This is a genomic window from Pseudovibrio sp. W74, assembly GCF_001623085.1.
Classification (GTDB): domain Bacteria; phylum Pseudomonadota; class Alphaproteobacteria; order Rhizobiales; family Stappiaceae; genus Pseudovibrio.
Map to the genome: position 1 here is coordinate 59,176 of NZ_LMCJ01000016.1, position 18,384 is coordinate 77,559.

17 protein-coding genes are annotated in these 18,384 nt (G+C 52.2%); 7 read left to right on the plus strand and 10 right to left on the minus strand.

Features of this window, described 5'->3' with window-relative positions; genetic code table 11:
- Positions 1–2 precede the first annotated feature (2 nt).
- The 3 genes from clpA to PsW74_RS10900 form a co-directional block, all read right to left on the minus strand.
- Complete coding sequence (gene clpA / locus PsW74_RS10890; protein WP_063289444.1) at positions 3–2,453, minus strand: ATP-dependent Clp protease ATP-binding subunit ClpA; 2,451 nt, start codon at positions 2,451–2,453, stop codon at positions 3–5.
- Positions 2,454–2,465: 12 nt separating this feature from the next.
- Positions 2,466–2,795 carry an ATP-dependent Clp protease adapter ClpS gene (gene clpS / locus PsW74_RS10895; RefSeq protein ID WP_057463448.1) on the minus strand — a complete coding sequence of 110 codons (330 nt, stop codon included), beginning with the start codon at positions 2,793–2,795 and terminating at the stop codon, positions 2,466–2,468.
- Positions 2,796–3,469: 674 nt separating this feature from the next.
- Complete coding sequence (locus PsW74_RS10900) at positions 3,470–3,802, minus strand: phasin family protein (protein ID WP_057463379.1); 333 nt, start codon at positions 3,800–3,802, stop codon at positions 3,470–3,472.
- A 393-nt stretch (positions 3,803–4,195) separates the two neighbouring features.
- On the opposite strand from PsW74_RS10900, the gene PsW74_RS10905 reads away from it, so the two are divergent.
- On the plus strand, positions 4,196–5,653 hold the full coding sequence (locus tag PsW74_RS10905) for a D-alanyl-D-alanine carboxypeptidase (RefSeq protein WP_063289445.1): 1,458 nt from the start codon (positions 4,196–4,198) through the stop codon (positions 5,651–5,653).
- A gap of 21 nt (positions 5,654–5,674) precedes the next feature.
- Here PsW74_RS10905 and PsW74_RS10910 read toward each other — a convergent pair whose 3' ends face one another.
- Positions 5,675–6,406, minus strand: a complete 732-nt coding sequence (locus PsW74_RS10910; protein WP_063289446.1) for a DnaJ domain-containing protein — start codon at positions 6,404–6,406, stop codon at positions 5,675–5,677.
- A gap of 119 nt (positions 6,407–6,525) precedes the next feature.
- Entirely contained in the window at positions 6,526–7,248 is a 723-nt protein-coding gene (locus tag PsW74_RS10915; RefSeq protein WP_063289447.1) for a hypothetical protein, read from the minus strand.
- 271 nt (positions 7,249–7,519) lie between these two features.
- On the opposite strand from PsW74_RS10915, the gene panC reads away from it, so the two are divergent.
- Positions 7,520–8,362 carry a pantoate--beta-alanine ligase gene (gene panC / locus PsW74_RS10920; RefSeq protein ID WP_063289681.1) on the plus strand — a complete coding sequence of 281 codons (843 nt, stop codon included), beginning with the start codon at positions 7,520–7,522 and terminating at the stop codon, positions 8,360–8,362.
- Between the two features lie 106 nt (positions 8,363–8,468).
- On the opposite strand, the gene PsW74_RS10925 is transcribed toward panC, so the two are convergent.
- Together PsW74_RS10925 and PsW74_RS10930 are read right to left on the minus strand one after the other, a co-directional pair.
- Positions 8,469–8,840 (minus strand): hypothetical protein, encoded by a 372-nt coding sequence (locus tag PsW74_RS10925; RefSeq protein WP_063289448.1) that lies wholly within the window; start codon positions 8,838–8,840, stop codon positions 8,469–8,471.
- An 84-nt stretch (positions 8,841–8,924) separates the two neighbouring features.
- Complete coding sequence (locus tag PsW74_RS10930; RefSeq protein ID WP_057463384.1) at positions 8,925–9,371, minus strand: DUF1489 family protein; 447 nt, start codon at positions 9,369–9,371, stop codon at positions 8,925–8,927.
- A gap of 146 nt (positions 9,372–9,517) precedes the next feature.
- On the opposite strand from PsW74_RS10930, the gene PsW74_RS10935 reads away from it, so the two are divergent.
- From PsW74_RS10935 to PsW74_RS10950, 3 genes are all read left to right on the plus strand, one after another.
- Positions 9,518–10,042, plus strand: a complete 525-nt coding sequence (locus PsW74_RS10935; protein ID WP_063289449.1) for a TetR/AcrR family transcriptional regulator — start codon at positions 9,518–9,520, stop codon at positions 10,040–10,042.
- Positions 10,042–11,130: an alcohol dehydrogenase family protein gene (locus PsW74_RS10940; protein WP_063289682.1), complete on the plus strand. Its 1,089-nt coding sequence runs from the start codon at positions 10,042–10,044 to the stop codon at positions 11,128–11,130. The genes PsW74_RS10935 and PsW74_RS10940 overlap by 1 nt, the downstream gene beginning before the upstream one ends.
- A gap of 736 nt (positions 11,131–11,866) precedes the next feature.
- Positions 11,867–12,583, plus strand: coding sequence for a DUF599 family protein (locus PsW74_RS10950; RefSeq protein WP_057463387.1), 717 nt, complete (start codon positions 11,867–11,869; stop codon positions 12,581–12,583).
- On the opposite strand, the gene PsW74_RS10955 is transcribed toward PsW74_RS10950, so the two are convergent.
- Positions 12,508–13,686 carry an adenylate/guanylate cyclase domain-containing protein gene (locus PsW74_RS10955; RefSeq protein ID WP_063289451.1) on the minus strand — a complete coding sequence of 393 codons (1,179 nt, stop codon included), beginning with the start codon at positions 13,684–13,686 and terminating at the stop codon, positions 12,508–12,510. The genes PsW74_RS10950 and PsW74_RS10955 overlap by 76 nt on opposite strands.
- 379 nt (positions 13,687–14,065) lie before the next feature.
- Here PsW74_RS10955 and PsW74_RS10960 point away from each other — a divergent pair, with 379 nt between their 5' ends.
- A complete protein-coding gene (locus PsW74_RS10960; RefSeq protein WP_063289452.1) occupies positions 14,066–14,668 on the plus strand; it encodes a thiamine phosphate synthase in 603 nt (200 codons plus the stop codon).
- A gap of 126 nt (positions 14,669–14,794) precedes the next feature.
- Here the strand turns inward: PsW74_RS10960 and PsW74_RS10965 are convergent, their stop codons facing one another.
- A complete protein-coding gene (locus PsW74_RS10965; protein WP_063289683.1) occupies positions 14,795–15,409 on the minus strand; it encodes an ATP-dependent Clp protease proteolytic subunit in 615 nt (204 codons plus the stop codon).
- A 366-nt stretch (positions 15,410–15,775) separates the two neighbouring features.
- On the opposite strand from PsW74_RS10965, the gene PsW74_RS10970 reads away from it, so the two are divergent.
- Positions 15,776–17,857: an EAL domain-containing protein gene (locus tag PsW74_RS10970; RefSeq protein ID WP_208987938.1), complete on the plus strand. Its 2,082-nt coding sequence runs from the start codon at positions 15,776–15,778 to the stop codon at positions 17,855–17,857.
- Here PsW74_RS10970 and PsW74_RS10975 read toward each other — a convergent pair.
- Positions 17,849–18,274, minus strand: coding sequence for an ACT domain-containing protein (locus PsW74_RS10975; protein WP_063289454.1), 426 nt, complete (start codon positions 18,272–18,274; stop codon positions 17,849–17,851). The genes PsW74_RS10970 and PsW74_RS10975 overlap by 9 nt on opposite strands.
- Between the last annotated feature and the right edge of the window lie 110 nt (positions 18,275–18,384).

The window sequence follows — 18,384 nt, forward strand, 5'->3', positions numbered from 1 at the left end:
CTTTAATCCGCAATCGGAATACCGGGAACATCACCACGCTTGGTGGCATCAGCACCCCGACCCGTTTTTGGAACAACGGACTTGCCCTTGCCTTTGGCAACCGGCTTTTTCTTGGCAGCCTTCGCCTTAGGTGTCGGACGTTCCTCAACGCTTTCAAGAAGCAGACCTTCAAGATCCTCAGAAACGGAGACCTTCACAGTCCCGCCCTTCTGAAGCTTGCCGAACAGAACCTCATCAGCCAGCGGCTTCTTGATGTGCTCCTGAATGACACGGCCCAGCGGACGCGCGCCCATCAGACGGTCGTAGCCCTTCTCAGAAAGCCAGGCCACAGCTTCAGGTGTCAGTTCAAAGGTCACGTTACGCTCAGCAAGCTGAGCTTCCAGCTGCATAACGAACTTCTCAACCACACGATGAATAACGTCACTATCCAGATTTGCGAACGGAATGATCGCATCAAGACGGTTCCGGAACTCCGGAGTGAACATCTTGTTGATCGCATCCATATCATCGCCATCACGGTCAATGCGATTGAAGCCCATAGGAGCTTTCGCCAGATCAGCCGCACCAGCGTTGGTGGTCATGATCAGGATCACATTGCGGAAATCGACAGACTTACCATTGTGGTCTGTCAGCTTACCGTGATCCATAACCTGCAACAAAATGTTGAACAGATCAGGATGAGCCTTCTCGATTTCATCCAGAAGCAGCACACAATGCGGATGCTGATCAACAGCGTCCGTCAGCAAGCCACCTTGATCGAAGCCCACGTAGCCTGGAGGTGCACCAATCAGGCGGGAAACCGTATGGCGCTCCATGTACTCGGACATATCAAATCGGGTCAGCTCAACACCCAGTGTCGATGCCAGCTGGCGCGCAACTTCCGTCTTACCAACACCAGTCGGACCGGAGAACAGATAAGAGCCAATTGGCTTATCCGGTTCACGCAGACCGGCACGGGCCAGTTTGATGGAAGCAGACAACGCTTCAATCGCCGGATCCTGCCCATAAACAACGCGCTTCAGACTGTCCTTAAGGTTGGACAGAACCGCTGCATCGTCCTTGGAAACAGACTTCGGAGGAATCCGCGCCATGGTCGCGATGGTTGCTTCAATTTCCTTCAGGCCGATTGTCTTGCGACGTTTGCCCTCTGGCAGCAACATTTGCGACGCACCAGACTCATCAATCACATCAATCGCTTTATCCGGAAGCTTCCGGTCAGCAAGGTAGCGAGAGGACAACTCAACTGCTGCCTTGATCGCATCATTGGTGTACTTGATGTTATGGAAGTCCTCAAAGTAAGGCTTCAGCCCTTTCAGGATTTCGATCGCATCTGGAATGGTTGGCTCGTTCACATCCACTTTCTGGAAGCGACGCACCAGCGCACGGTCCTTTTCAAAGAACTGGCGATACTCTTTATATGTGGTGGAACCGATACAACGGATCGTACCGGATGCCAGCGCAGGCTTCAGCAGATTAGATGCATCCATCGCACCACCTGACGTCGCACCCGCACCAATCACGGTGTGGATCTCGTCAATAAACATGATCGCACCCGGATAATCTTCGATTTCCTTGACGACCTGCTTCAGACGTTCCTCAAAATCACCGCGATATCGAGTACCTGCAAGCAGAGACCCCATATCCAGCGCAAAAATCGTCGCGTTTTTCAGTACCTCAGGCACATCACCAACAATGATGCGGCGCGCAAGCCCTTCAGCGATTGCTGTTTTACCAACGCCCGGATCACCCACATAAAGTGGATTGTTCTTGGCACGGCGACACAGGATCTGAATAGTGCGCGAAATTTCCTTCTCACGCCCGATAAGCGGATCAATTTTACCGGAAAACGCTTTGTCATTGAGATTCTGACAATAAGCCTCAAGAGCTTCTGTTTTCCGCTTTGTTTGGTCAGAAGAACCACCAGATGGAGGTTGCGGCATGCTCACATTAGGATCAGCGCCACTATCGGATTCTTCTTCAGCACCACGTACCCGACGTGGTTCAGACAAGCCAGCCCGTTTTGCAATACCATGGGAGATATAATTGACAGCGTCGTACCGTGTCATTTCCTGCTCTTGCAGGAAGTAAGCAGCATGGCTTTCACGCTCAGCAAAAATGGCGACAAGAACGTTGGCACCAGTCACTTCTTCACGCCCGGATGATTGAACATGAATGACAGCACGTTGAATGACACGCTGGAAACCGGCGGTTGGTTTTGAATCATCATCCCCGTCAACAACGAGGTTCTCTAGTTCAGTATCAATATATTCGACAATGCTTTTTCGCAGTTGATCGAGGTCCACATTGCATGCACGCATCACCGCAGCAGCATCCTGATCATCAATCAATGAAAGCAGCAGATGCTCCAGGGTCGCATATTCCTGATGGCGTTCATTAGCAAACGCCAAAGCTTGATGGAGAGCTTTCTCCAGACTGCGAGAAAATGACGGCACAGGCGCCCCCTATTACTTTTTCTCCATTACACATTGCAATGGATGTTGGTGTTTTCGGGCGAAATCCATAACTTGTGTGACCTTTGTCTCGGCCACTTCATAGGTGAAGACTCCACACTCCCCTACGCCATGATGATGGACATGGAGCATAATCTGCGTCGCATCTTCACGATCCTTATGAAAGAACCGCTCCACAACGTGGATCACGAACTCCATCGGCGTAAAATCATCATTGAGCAACAACACGCGATACAAACTGGGCCTTTTTGTTTTTGGCTTAGGTTTGGTAACGGTTATCGTCCCGCCATCATCGTCATTATCCAGGTCGAAATCGCTGCTCATTTGTTCTCTTTGTCCCTCCATGTATAACGCAGAGGACTTTATAGTATTTAAACGTACCCCCTGCGAATTCAAGGGATATGCATTTTCATAGGGCACACCAACAACTCCAGAAAAATCAAACAGCGTTTCATTTTCTGTTTCATTATACACCGTAAGCATAAGATTATCTCCCCTGAGAACACTCATTGCCTGTCGCTGGTCTCTCATTCACACTCTCGCTACAGCATCTGCGCTGTCTTTTCGCTCTGGTTTACAGACTTGCTGGCGCCAACGCCCCGCACCCGGTGGCATCAGCAGCCTCCCGAATGTACCTGCCAGATCAATCAATTGCAGACATTCAGGACACGCGAAGCCTTCTCCTTCATTGTTAGTACTGATTATTCCCCAAGCAAACTGGAAAATGCAAACCAATAAGAAGAGAAAACACTCAGACTATCCGAAGGGTTAAACCCTGCTCCCAACGTAAGATGAGCATATTCGGGCCATTCTGCGGACCCAAACACGCCCGTCAGAATTCAGGATACTGAATCACAATGTTTTGAGAGGGCCTTGAAGAAGAGAGATAGGTTGTCTGAAAATGGAAACAACCAGGGCAATCTATTTAAAACACGCAAAACCAAAAAGCCCGAAGCGCTAACGCACCTCGGGCTTTCAATCTCAATTATGCCAGTAGATTACTTGGCAGCTTTAGACAGCATACCCTCATAGGGCTTGTAAGCGTCCTTAGCGATCTCAGCGTACATTTCGCCGATTTTAGTTGCCTGACCGACCATGCTTTCGTAGCTCACTTTGGCAAAATCTGCCTGAGCTTCCATAGCCTTATCAAGAGACTTCGCGCCAACAACTTTCTCCATTGCTGCGCTGCTCTCTTCCATAGACTTCTTAGAGTAGTCCGCAACCTCAGCAGAGATCGCCTGCATGCCCTTGGAAAACGCGCCGAAGCTTTGCATAGCGACGTCCATGTTATCTTTTCCAAGCTTCTGCATATTCTCAAATCCTGTGACCATGAAAATTACCTCATCAATTGGGCGGCGCCGGTATTTCGATGATTAGGTTTTTGTCTCTTGGGGAGCAAACGCCACATTTCTAAACTTACGCAACGATATTATGCGCTGCACAAATTTTGTCAACTTTTATTTTGCGCTGCAATATCATGAAAAGACAGGGGCGTAGCCACAAACAAAAAACGGATAAAAACAATATTTTTGCAATCTGCCTTATCGTATTTACAGAATTGTAACCGTAATCGCATCATTCTGGGTATGACGCGAACGGGGGGTGTCACCTGCGCCGCATTTTTAGCGGCTGAGGCTTTCTGAACACACCTCCGCTAGCAATGAGAGAATTTATTTAGTACAGAGCGCGTAAACCGCCATTATTGCTCACGGGGCGAAAAGAACATGGGTCTGCGTAATTTTGGGCCATTTGGGCGCCTAAAAAAGGCATTGGGACAAGCTGTCGGCATTCTTGCCGTATCCTTAGCAATCGCTACAGCTCCGTCTGGTGCCCAGGCAAATTCCAAATATGCTGGTATTGTCGTTGATGCAAAAACCGGAAAGGTTTTGTACGCCAACAACGCCAATGCACGACGCTACCCTGCGTCCACCACAAAGATCATGACACTTTATGTGCTCTTTGAGGAACTGGAAGCTGGCCGCGCGACACTAAACACCAAAATGAAGGTCTCCCGCTACGCAGCAGGTCGCCCACCGACAAAGCTTGGCTTGAAGGTTGGCAGCTCTTTGCGCGTTAAGGATGCCATCTATGCACTCGTCACCAAGTCCGCAAACGATGCGTCGACTGTGATTGCAGAGCATATCTCCGGTTCTGAAACAGCCTTTGCGCGCCGCATGACGCAGACCGCCCGTGCAATTGGCATGCGCAACACCACATTCAGAAACCCGCATGGCTTGCCAAATTCCAAGCAGGTGACCACCGCAGCAGACCTTGCTCTGTTGGGCCGCGCGATTCAGGATCGGTTCCCGAAGTATTATAAGTACTTCAACACCCGCTCTTACACATATGCTGGCCGCCGCATGGGCAACCACAACAAGTTGCTCGGCCGTGTCCGTGGTGTTGATGGAATCAAAACCGGTTACACCAACGCCTCCGGCTTCAACCTTGTGACCAACGTTAAACGTGACAATCGCCAGATTGTTGCTGTGGTTCTGGGTGGCCGTACAGGCAAAAGCCGTGATGCACAGATGGTCAAGCTGATCAGCCAGTACCTGCCAAAAGCATCCCGTGGTCGTCGCACCACGCCAATGCTCTACGCAGGAACCACAAAACGCTATCAGTTCCCAAAAGTTGCTCCGGCTGTTCCAGTTGCCAAAGCAGGCACACCAGCTGCAAAGCAGTCGACACTGCTGGCTTATGCCAACGCGACCGGCACAAAACCGAATTCAAAACCATCTGATCCAATCGCAAAAATGCTGGAACATCAGGCCACAGCCCCTGCTCCGGCACCGCGTAAGGACCTTGTTGCCAATTCACTGGCTGCCCCCGCTGTTTCTGCCTCGGCAAAACTGCAGCAGCCAGCGAAAACAGCTGCACCATCTTCCGCTCCAATTCAGCAGAAGATTGCAAGCTTGAAGCCAGAGGACATCGACACCTCCGGCTGGCACATTCAGATTTCTGCGACCGACAGCCAGGATAAAGCAATCAAGATCCTGGAAAATGCGCGCGCTGCGACAGGGGCCACCCTACGTAACAAACGCATTTACACAGAGCCGGTCAAATCTAAGAAACAAACCCTGTACCGCGCGCGGTTCATCGGGTTTGAAACCAAAACAGCAGCCTGGGATGCTTGTGCCAAACTCAAGAAGGCCAAGTACTCCTGCTATGCCGTCTATCAGTAACTCGTATCAGTCACGGTGAGTCTAATGTCTGTTGAGAAGCCGATCCTTCGCCTCGTTGAGTTTGGAAGCCAGGAAAGCAGAACCCCCACTATCGGGGTGCAATCGTTTAATCAGTCTGCGGTGAGCAGCACGGATGTCTTCCACGGAGGCTCCCGGCGCAAGTCCAAGAACCTCGTAGGCCTCCTTCTCAGTCAGAGCGCTCGAGCTAGACGTGTCTCTCTGCCCCGCTGTGGAATCCGCGTGGAAGTCTACACGCCAGTTGGAGAGCCTGCTATCGAGGTAAGCTTCGAGTAGGGCAACGCTGTCGCCATCCGGCTGCACGTCGCGCCAAAGCTGTTTGAGCTCTGCAACCTGCAAAGAACTCAGCGCGCGGCCAGCAAAGGAACCGGCAAGCACATTGCCCTCCAGCTTCTTGCTATCATGATCCAGCTCCATATGGAGAAATTTGGAGGAGATGTTAGAAGTCTGACCGGCACTCTTGGAGGCACCACCCAGTCCTCCGAAAGGGAATCCACCGGGAAACTTGAAACTCTGCGCAGACCCCCAACCCAAAAGGGACAGCGCAAAGGCCGCAAGTGGCAGCGCAATAACGTATCTGCCGGTGACGGCAAGAAAAGCGCAGAATGCCAGCAGCAGTCCGCCAATCAGCATTTTCAAAACTTCTTTAAGTTTTGCCGGATTTGACTGCGTCAGCCACTTTGCGAAGAAATAGAGGATGGCAAGCACCAATCCTCCCGTGACCAAATAGCCCATTTAGTACCTGACATGTATTAGGCGCATTCCCCAAAAGTGGCTCCGGTTTCCGGATCAGAATACGCACAAAATTAGAGAGCTCGAGCGTGATGCGTGAATGTAAATAAACGCGGCGTGCTCTAGCTTAGGTGTTCAATCAAGAATTGAGCACCTTTATGCCCCGATTGCTCAAGGCGCTCAAGGGCCTGTCTGCCACCTGCAGAAAATGTTGCAATCGCAGCCAGCAATCCGCGCAAGCTCGCAGCAGATCCCTCATCAAAATTCAGATAGACGCCATTGCTCAAACGAGCGATCTCGCGATACGCCCGCTCTGCCAGGATGTCCTTGCCTTCCTGAAACACAAAAACCGGCACGCCCAACAATCCGAGTTCCCCTGCCTTATCGCAGACCAGATCAGGATTTTCCTCCATACAGTCACCAATATAGACAACCGCCTGCACCCGCTTTTTCCGCGTCTCGGCCAAGGCGTGATCCAGCACCTTGCGAATCTGTGTGCGCCCGGCCTGCACGCGAATCTTGCGCATCATTCCGCCCAGTTCTTTGGAATTGCTGACCCAGCGCGAGGATTTACACTCGCCATATCCGCGAAAGAACACCAGCTGCACATCAAGCGACCCAACCCGGCCCGCTTCGATGAACATCTCTTCCTGCAGGTGACAAGCCTGATCCCACGTGGGCTGCCGACTCATTGTGGCATCCAGTGCAAAGATCAAACGGCCCCGCTCATCCCCGGCAGGCGCTGCAACCGCGTCTTTGGCAGCCTCCAGAAAGCTGGAAAGATCACTCTTGCTGTCTACAGGACTGTTTAAAGATCCGGATCTTTTGGAGAGCTTGTCTGACATGGGCGTACCTGTGTTCACGTCACTAAAGATTACGAAGGCATTTTATTCCAACAACTTAACAATTATTGGGACAGATTGGTTATTTCGCTCGCTAAAGACCAATACCCACTATTGGTGCAATGAGAATAATCACAAAATCTGCTAAAATCAGTTATATCAGTTTCTGCTTGCAATTGGGTTCAACAGTTTCTGGGCAAACCCATTACCAACAACAGATAAAAACGCTGCAAAGCCAAGAAATTAAGGGATGAGGTCCCACATGGAGACGCCTATGAGAAATCTCCCAGACGTATACCGTGGTGTAGACGACCTGCGGGCTGCACTATTACCTCTGAGACGAGAAGGCAAAACAATCGCTCTGGTTCCAACCATGGGGGCACTGCACGCAGGCCACCTGTCTCTGGTCGAAAAGGCCCGGGAACATGCGGACATCGTGATTGTTTCAATCTTTGTGAATCCAAAACAGTTCGCGCCGGGCGAAGATTTCGAGAGCTACCCAAGAACGGAAGAGACCGACCTGCAAAAGCTGGCGGGCTACGACGTGTTTGGCGTCTTTGCTCCAAATACAAGGGAAATGTACCCGAACGGCTTTGCCACATCTATTCAGATCGAAGGTCCGGCCCTTGGTCTGGAAACAGATCACAGACCGCACTTCTTCAACGGCGTTGCCACAGTGGTGGCAAAACTGTTGCTGGCCGTTCTGCCAGATGTCGCTGTGTTCGGCGAAAAAGATTACCAGCAGCTGCGCGTCATCAAGCAACTGGCCAGAGACCTGCACCTGCCAACCAAAGTCATCGGCGCTCCAACCGTGCGGGAAGAGGATGGCCTCGCCATGTCTTCCCGCAATGAGTATCTGGATGATAAGGAACGCACGACAGCCAGAACAATTTCTGAAACGCTGCAGACTGCGCGCAATGCACTCCATAACGGTGAAAACTGGATTGAAGTGCGCAAGAAAGCGCTTGTTGTCCTCAAGCTCTCAGGATTTGCGACAGACTACTTTGAGCTGCGCCACGGCAAACATCTGGGCACCCCCATCGACGCCAAAGGCGCCCGCATTCTGGTCGCCGCCAAAGTCGGTGATACCCGCCTGATCGACAATATCGAAGTTTAAAACGACTCTCCGGGCGAATGAATGCATTTGCCCGGAACCCTGCCGTGTCCCAAGCTATTCCAAATCTCACATTAACTCTGAGAGCGGCTTGCCCACACAAAGCATCCTAAAAATACCCGACATAGCTCAGATAAGCACCCGCTGCGGTAAAAGCGGTGCCCGTGGCAAGCACGCCCCTCTTCCCCATTTGCTGCGACTTTGTCATGTAATCCGGAATGACAATAAGACTTGCCCCCTTCAACACAGCAGCTGCCCCAACCAGTGTTACGAGAGCGCCGGCCATGCTGGACACTTTGAAATGATTGGCAAGCACAACCATACCAACCACAAAATGCACAGCACCAGACAGATTGAGCAGAATCGGATTCGCATCTGATTGGGCAGCAATCATCCGCTGGTAAAAACTGCTGGAAATAAAGAAGCCAAGGCCTGTCACGAAAAGATACGGCCCGGCAATCGATGCGATAAGCTCGGTCACAGCATGGTTCTCCCGAACAGACAGTCACATGCTGCGTTTATCTCATCCAGCCTTTACAGATGCAATCCGCAAAAAAGAGACCGCTTAAATCAGGCAAAGCTCCTGCAACTCGCGGCGCATACCCTCTGGCATTTCGGCAAGTTGATCCCCATCCAGCATTGGCCCGCTCACATCCGGCGGTGCATCTGACACTTTCAGATACCGCCAGCCTTGAAAGGCACGGCGCGGCTGAAGCTGTGTCTGGTGGAGGAAAGGCTCCATCACAAGGTCACAGCGCTTCTTGCCGGAATCATCCTTGTGCACGCGGATATCAATCAGTTTCTGGCGAACCTGAACATTGCCTTTGATCACCCAGTACAGCGAACCACCATCCAGCAGCTCGTCAATGCGAGTCGGCACCATACGGGTGGTATGGATCTGCTCGTCACTCAAACCGTGTGACAGCGCCAGAATCTGTCGCTGTTCAATGTAATTCCGCAGCTGGTCAACGCTTTCCACGCCAACACAGAGTTTCACCAGATGTAACGTCATAGCGCTCAAATAGCAGGAAGCTTTGGCTTTTGCCAGTCATAGCAGCCTCCATAGCTAACGCATTGCACAAACATATCGGTGATCGCACAACCGCGCTCTCAATTTTTCAATTTGACTCGGTAGAATGATCGCTCTACCAACTAATCATGACTGATCTTGAACACTCCATCTGTACAGGCCTGGAAGGCGTCTTCGCAGCACGTGGCTTCACCGCCCCCGGCGTTGCAGAGCTCAAGCGCGGCGCCAATGTAAGCCTGCGCACGCTCTACAAATACTTCCCCTCCAAAGAACATATGATCATCGGCGCGCTGGAAGTCCGCAATCAGCGTTACTTGTCCTTCCTGAGTGAGGCAGCAACCCAGTCCCCTGATGATCCTCTGGAAGGCATTCTCAGCACCATCGAACATTGGATGGCAAACAACGCACCGCACGGCTGCATGGATCAGGCGGCCCTTGCGGCCTATCCGGACAGCGCACTCGTCAGAGAATGCGTCACACGCCACAAGCAACAAACCAAGGACCAGCTGGCAGCCCTTCTCAGCCTTGAGAACAACGCCGGAGAGCTCTTCATGATCCACGAAGGCGTTGTCTCAACCTATCCCCTGCACGGATCCACGGTCTTCACTTGGGCCAAGTCCGCAATTCAATCACTCACTCAGAAAGCAACATGATGAGCAACCTCCCCACCACAATGACTGCAGTAACGCTCACCGGGCACGGTGGACCGGACATGTTGGAGCTGCGCACCGACCTGCCCTTGCCTGCCATCGGCCCTGAGGAGGTGCTGATTGAAGTTCTGGCGGCAGCCGTCAACAACACAGACATCAACACACGAAAAGCATGGTACTCACGCCACGACAATCAGGCAGAGGATTCCACATGGTCTGGCCAGCCGCTCCAGTTCCCCCGCATTCAGGGCATAGACGTGTGCGGACAGGTCGTCGCGGCAGGCGCTAAGGTCGATCAGGCCCTTCTGGGCAAGCGCGTGCTGGTAGAGCCATGCCTGCAATATGCCAATGGCAAAAAATTGGTGTCACCGTGGTTCATGGGCTCAGAATGCGATGGCGGCTTTGCTGAATTTGTTTCAATCGATCACCGCCACGTCTACCCGATCCAAAGCCAACTGAGCGATCTGGAGCTGGCATCCTTCCCCTGTTCCTACTCAACCGCGGAGAACATGCTGACCCGCGCCAACCTGAAAGCCGGAGAGACCGTTCTGGTGACAGGGGCCTCAGGAGGCGTTGGCTCAGCGGCCCTCCAGCTGGCACGCGCACGCGGCGCAAACGTCATCGCCATCTCCTCGGCCTCAAAGGCTCAGATGCTTCAGGAGCTCGGAGCAAGCCGTGTGCTGGATCGCAGTGATGATCTGGTTGAGAGCCTTGGCCCCAACAGCATTGATGTGGTGGTTGATCTGGTCGCCGGTCCGCAATGGCCAGATCTTCTCGCCATTCTCAAGCCCAAAGGGCGCTATGCAGTCGCCGGAGCGATGGCTGGCCCTATCGTGGAACTGGATGTCCGTACACTCTACTTGAAAGACCTGAGCTTCTTCGGCTGCACCGTGTTGGAACCCGAAGTCTTCGGGAACCTTGTTGCTCACATTGAATCAGGCAGCATACAGCCTCTGGTCGCGCAAACCTTCCCGCTTGCTGAAATTGGCAAAGCGCAAGAGGTTTTTGAGCAAAAGAAGCATCTGGGAAAGATTGTGCTGGCAGTTGCAGACAATTGCTCTGGCGAGAAAACCGCACGCAATCTGCCCTAGCGTCCATTGCGTGACAAAAAGCACATTATCGATTTTGAAGATACGCTAGAACCAGTTCAAAGAAAAAGGGATGCAGACGTCACATCTGCATCCCTACCAAAATCCGCGTTTAAGCAGTTATCTTGGGATTAACTGCCGGCACCTGCAAATACATAAAGCAGCGCCATAACGCCGCCGAGGGTTGCGACAGTCCACACAGTGAACCCCCAGCAGGACTTCTGAATTTCGTGATCCATAAAACACCGTTTAATGGTTGATACACGTGCGCCGAGGAGACCCCGTCAGCACAGGGCGCACGGAATATCCCTTCCGTGATCAAAGCGCAACAGCAAAACGGCAAAATTTGGCTTGGCAGACTGCCGCACCTCACTACGTACAAATCATTACTCATTCATCAGTCAGATATACCTACTCCATAAAAACTCATAGCTCCAAAGAGTTAGGGTTCTTTAGAATTGATAAAATTATCGATAACCATAAAAAAATTCACTGAAAATATTTATGCAAAAATTCGTTCAAAACTCGACTTAATTGAGAATTGGCTACCCTATAGGACAACTCAAACTCCATTTTTTGACCATTCTGAGTCTGTTTTCTCGCAATTTTGCCGGGCTCACACAGCCGCATGTCATGCGCGCCCTCTAGCCCCTCTCCGCAAATCATGCCAAACATAAGACTGCCCGTTTGCATCAAGACGGGCTCATGTCCGGACTCAGGCTTAAAAACAGAAAGACCAATGCTTCAGATCCCGTTTTCCAACTTCATTGCCATCCTCGTCTTCGTCTCCTCATGGGGCTTGTACAGCTGGTTGGCCTATCGAAGCCCCTGGTCCAAAAACACGCTCTCTCACGCCATGGACGCGCACCGTTACCGCTGGATGCGCGCAATGCTCAAACGAGAGGTCCGCATTGCTGACACCAACATCGCGTCCGGCCTGCAGCAAGGCACCGCATTTTTTGCCTCAGCCTCCCTTCTGGCCATCGGCGGCACAGTCACTCTGCTCAGCGCGATGGATGAGGTCACCGCCCTCGCCCGCACGCTCGACCTGCCATTTTTGGATGATCCAATACAAAATGAAGCCAAGACCTTCGGTTTGATGATCATTCTGGCGTACGCGTTTTTTAAATTCGGCTGGGCTTACCGCTTGTTCAACTACACAACCATCGTCATGGGCTCTATCCCGGATGATTGTCATGAAGACAATGAAGAGGCTGTTGAAGCATCCCTGCGCGCAGCACGGCTGGCAACCCTCGCGGGCCGCCATTTCAGCAGCGGCCAGCAAGCGCTCTTCTTCGCGGTAGGTTATCTGGGATGGTATGCAGGGCCGTTCGTATTCATCGGAACGACCCTGATGGTGACATTGGTGCTGCTGCGCCGTCAGTTCTTCTCAAAAGCAAGAAAAGCCGTATTGCCGGGTCCAAATACACAAGACCTCGTCAATTCTGGCGCTTGATAAACTTTCACCGGTGTGGGGAAGCCCTTGAGTGGGTATGTCCCCACATAAGTATCCTCACAACAGCTGAGGACTTCTGCAACTGACTGCGAAATCAGCATTTCCTGATTGAGGCGTTTTGAAAGGTCGGCAATCCGTGCGGCCTCATTCACCACAGGTCCAACAACCGTAAAGTCCAGTCGCCGCTGCCCACCAACATTGCCAAAGAACACGCGACCTGAATGCACGCCCATACCAACATGGATGGCAGGCAAATCAGGAAACCCGCGCGCATTCGCAATCGTCAGGTCCGCCATGCTTTCGCGCAGTGCCGACATGGCTTCAAACGCCGCTATTCTAGCGCTTTGATCATCCGTATAGGGAAACACCGCCAGAACTTCATCACCGATAAACTTCAGGATCTCGCCGCCGTGCTGCTCAACCCGCGACGTAACAATGCCGAAATACTCGTTAAGCAGCTGCAACAAGGCTTTATCTGGCAGGTAATTTGAAAACCCGGTGAAGTTGCGAATATCGCAAAACGCTACAATCGCGTTGATGTGTTCCCCATCTCCCCGCCGGATCTCACCATTCATCACCCGCCGTCCGGCACGTGTTCCAAGATAGGTATTGAGAATGTTCTCAGAGGCCTGCCGGGAATTAAACAGCTCACAAATCAGCGCGAGGGGAGCAGTGATCTGCTCAAACACACTGATATACTCATCCTTGAAACCATCAGCCGCCCGCGAAGCAAAAGCCAGCCCATGGACCTCACCATCCGAGAACACCATGGGGAGGGCAACGTAATCCGTGTACCCTTGCTCTTTAAGCTCCTGAATAACCTTGAGCCGGTCATACTCATCATGATGCCCAAACTTATGCCGGATCATATGCCCGGCTTCAGTGGACCGTTTCCATAGGCTTTGATTGTAGGACTCACTCATCTCAGGTGTGTGCTGGAAATATCGTACACGCGGACCAACGCCCCGCTCCCAGATAAGCCCCTCACCATGATAGTTCGGATCCAGAATAGCGATACCCGTAGAGATCCGGTCCACCTCCACGCCAATATTCTGCAAGTGTTCGCCCAATGCCGCAAAGATGCGACAGGGACGCCCCAACATTTTTGCGTCCTTAGACAGCCATTCCATTAAATCGCAGAGGGAAAAAGACTCACTACTAGACATTTACACCCCAGAGACGAGCGGAGAAGAAGACCACGTAAAATCACCACACTCGCAAGCAAACACGGCAAAAGTTCCAATATTTCTTATCATTTACTTTTCAACTCAGACATTTACAGGAATCCCTTCAAGAAACTCTCGCCTTTTTTGCTAGACTTTCTCCACAATTCAACACACGCACAACGTGTAAATGCTTCAAATTTTAGAAATTTGTAGCCAACAACCTGATCAACTCCTATTTTTGCCCAAAAATATGAACGCAGCACGCATCTGGTGATTGTCCATCCAATCACAGCGCCCTTAACCGAGAAACCCAGCAATGTTAGATCGCTTTTATCTGATCATCGATGGCACCCAGTGGCTGCCACGTATCCTTCCTCTTGGCGTCAAATGTCTCCAGCTCCGCATCAAAGATAAATCAGAGGATGAAATCCGATCGCAGGTCCGGGAAGCAAAACAGCTTTGCGACAAAGCCGGCGCAGTGCTTATCGTCAACGATCACTGGCAAGCCGCCTACGACGCAAACGTGGGCTATGTGCATTTAGGACAGGAAGACCTGAAAACCGCCGATTTCCGCGCACTCCGTTCCGCAGGAATCTACTACGGTGTTTCCACCCATGATGAAGCCGAGCTGGACACAGCTCTGGCGCTAGATCCTGAATATGTGGCCCTTGGTCCAATTTACAATAGCGCAACAAAAGAAATGCGCTGGCAACCTCAGGGCCTCGAAACACTCAAAAGATGGCGGGCACGCACAAGTAAACATCTGGTCGCCATCGGCGGCATCACACTGGACCGGGCTACCGAAGTCTTCGAAAGCGGCGCCGATTCCATCGCCACCATCTCCGACGTCATCAACGCCTCCAACCCGGAACACCGCACCACCCAATGGCTCCAAGCCTCCCAAAACTGGCAGCGGTAGAAGCGCATCCCATAACGCATCGCCTCTTTATATAAGGAGAGCGAACTTGCTCGTCACTCATCCTGACCCGGGCAGCAAAAAAGGCAGCCAAACGGCTGCCTTTTTCAAATTCCAGCAAGCAAGGTATTAACCAAGCTCGGAGACGTTGTTGATGACTTTACCAACAAGACCGTACTCGATGCCCTCTTCCGGGCTCATCCAGTAATCACGGTCAGTGTCTTTTTCAATGCGCTCAATCGGCTGACCAGTTGCATCTGCAAAGATCTGGTTCAAGCGATCACGCATCTTCAAAATTTCTTTGGCCTGAATTTCGATGTCAGTTGCCATACCGCCGGCACCACCAGATGGTTGGTGAAGCAGGAAACGTGTGTTCTGAGTGCAGGAACGACGTTCTCTAGGCACTGACACATAAATCAGAGCACCAGCGCTCGCGACCCAGCCCATACCGAGAATACGAACTTCCGGTTGAATGAACCTGATCATGTCATGGATCATATCACCGGACTCAACGTGTCCACCCGGAGAAGAAACAATAACGGTAATCGGGTCACTGCTAACCTGGGAAAGCGCAAGCAGACGGGAACAGACTTCCTGAGCCATCTCTTGAGTCACAGGTCCTGTAATCAGCACTGTACGCGCATCAAAAAGATGCTTGTCCACCGGGATGGACTTGTCAGGATTCTTTGGCGCGTCTTCATCACCTTCGAGGCGAACTGACGTCGAAGCACAAATGTCCGTCATGCGAATGACATGCTCCCTTATATTAGCTACCGCCCCACGCGGCAGACTGTGATCAAACATAACTAAAAGATACTGCGGCAGACCGCAAACACGCAAAGTCATAGCCTAACAGAAATTCCCTAGGAAAAAGAGGGCGTTCTCCCCTCACTTTTGATAGGCTTTTCGGAAAGCCGCCGTTTCTCCACTTAAAATCAATGCATTATGCACATTTTCAGTTCCTTTGTTCCAACTTAAAGGCAAAGGAATAACGTTTTAATAACCTTGCAACTCACATAATCGGTAAAAATAACGATCTACCTATAGCTGATATAGACATGCAGGGGATGGTGTCTAGTCCTTGGACACAGCACAAAGGGATTTTCGGGTTTGACTGGTTATACTGAAACGCTGGATTCCAACGTCCAATATCATTCGCCTGTCCCGGCGGAAGACCAACGGGCTTTTGCGCGCGTGGACGTTCCCATGTACATTGTTGATGTCAGCCAGACCAAGCTTGTCTGGGCAAATTCTGCGGGCTTGTCCTTCCTGGGCCTTAGCCTGCGCGAGTGTATCGACGCCTCCGGAACCTTCCGGATGGACCTGCCTGCGCCGTTCGATGACCTCTCCTATCAGCGCCAGCTTCATTCCTATCTGAGCCGGGTCACGGAAGAAGGCCGCATTACCGAGTGCATCACCGTAATTCCCAACTCCCAGCCGGTCTCTGTATATTGCTCCATCTCCCCGCAGCCATTGATCACGGGAAACCCTGCGCTTTTGGTGCAGGTCATTTCAGAGGTTGGCAACGAGCCTGAGCAAGTCCGCAGCGCACAGGTGCTGCTTTACACCACGTCCATGATCAGCATGTTTGATGAGAACGGCAAACTCATCTTTGAAAACCCCGCAAGCCGCCTCAACCGCCCAGACGGCTGCGAAGACCTGATCAACCGCATGTGCAACCGCCGCGATTTTGATGCGCTGCTGGATGAACTGCGCAAAACAGGCCGCGCGAATCTCGTCGCTCTCATGCACTCCTCTCAGGGAGAACGCTGGTTCGACCTCAACGCCCGCAGTGGATACGATCCTTATTCCGGCTCCCGGGCCATCCTGCTCAGTGCAACAGATGTCACCAAACGCCTGAAAGCAGAACATGAAGTCCGCTATCTGGCCCACCACGACACCCTGACAGGATTGGCCAACAGATCCTTTCTTGAGATCGAAGCAGAACGCTATCTGGATGAAACCCGCATCACCGGCAATCCGGGTGCACTGATCTTCATTGATCTTGACCGCTTTAAAACAATCAACGACACCCTCGGCCATCTGGTCGGCGACGATCTGCTTGTCGTCATCGCCAAGCGCCTCAAAGAGGTTGTTGAAGGCATAGGCTTTGTGGCGCGCCTCGGCGGGGATGAGTTCGTTGTGCTCATTGCCAACTTCGCAGACTACGACCTGCTCGACGACATCAGCCGCGAAATCAGAACCGCCCTGTCCAAACCCTGCAAAGTGCGCGGGCATATGCTGCAGGTGACACCATCCATTGGCGTGTGCACCTATCCCGAACACGGCGTTGATCTGGACACGCTCATGCGTAAAGCGGATCTCGCCATGTATAAAGCCAAGGATCTGGGCCGCGACCGCATCTGCTTCTTTGATGTATCCATGTCCCGCGAAGCTGAAGAGCGGGTCAGTCTGGAAACCGCCTTGCGTCAGGCCCTACGCAATCACGAGCTCGCCGTTCATTACCAGCCGCGTGTTTGCATCGCGACCAACCGCATTGTTGGAGCAGAAGGCCTGCTGCGCTGGCATCATCCAACACGTGGCCTCGTATCCGCCGCCAGCTTCATTGAGATTGCTGAAGAAGCAGGCATGATTGATGAGATCGGAGATTGGGTGGCCCGCGAAGCCATGCTCCAGCAAAAGCAATGGGCGCTGGCCGGTCACAACATCGCCATCTCAATCAACCTGTCTCCGGCTCAGTTCCGGCGCGGGCGCATATCCCAGCGCCTGCACCGCATCCTTCTTGAGACGGGCGCCTCAGCCAGCTCAATTCGCCTTGAGATCACCGAAAGCGCTCTTCTCAGTGATGCCAATGAAACGCTAAAAGAACTCAACGCACTCCGAGATCTGGGCTTTACGCTGGAAATTGATGATTTTGGAACCGGTTACTCAAACCTGGGCTATCTCCAGCGGTATCCAGTCACAGCGCTCAAGATCGACCGATCCTTCATCGCAGACACCAAACGCTGGCCAATTGTGCAAATGATTGTGCAGATGGGCCGCCTGCTAAACCTGACACTGGTGGCAGAAGGCATCGAGACACGAGAGCAGCTTCGCCAAATCCAGAAACTGCAGTGCCATGAGTATCAGGGATACCTGTATTCTCCTGCCGTCTCCCCCCACACCTTTGAATGCCTTCTTAAAGGACAGCACACCGTCACCTCCCCGCCAACAGTTGGCGCCTTAGCTTAATGCAGCTTTTGCAGAGCGACTTAGCTCCGTCAAAGCGGCCAGTGCCTCCTCAGCCTTTTCTTCTGGTACAAAGATGTGGTCGTGATAATACGCAGCCACAACATTGGCAGAAATGCCCACATCTGCCAACGCGCTGGAAAGAGCTGCCGTAAGTCCCACCGCTTCAAGCGAACTATGAACCGCAAGCGAAATCCGCCGAAAGCACGGCTCAGTATCAACACCAGCCTTGCCTGCATTTTCAATAGATAGAATGGCTGTCAGGCCCTCGTTCTCCCAGAACAACCCGAGCGGTGAGTGCTCAGCCAAACCCTCAACACTGCCATTGGGAAAGCAGCAAAACACGAAGCTCTCTTCAGAAAGAGAAGCTTCCATGGAAGCGAGAAGTTCTTGCAAATCCAGTCCGCCGCGCGATGTCATACCCAATGGCTCCCTCTCTCAACACTCAAAACGTCTCTCAACAAGGCCTAGCATATCCCAGTGAACATATAGGGGAACAAGAAAGCGCATTCGCTAAAAGCGGTTCCAGT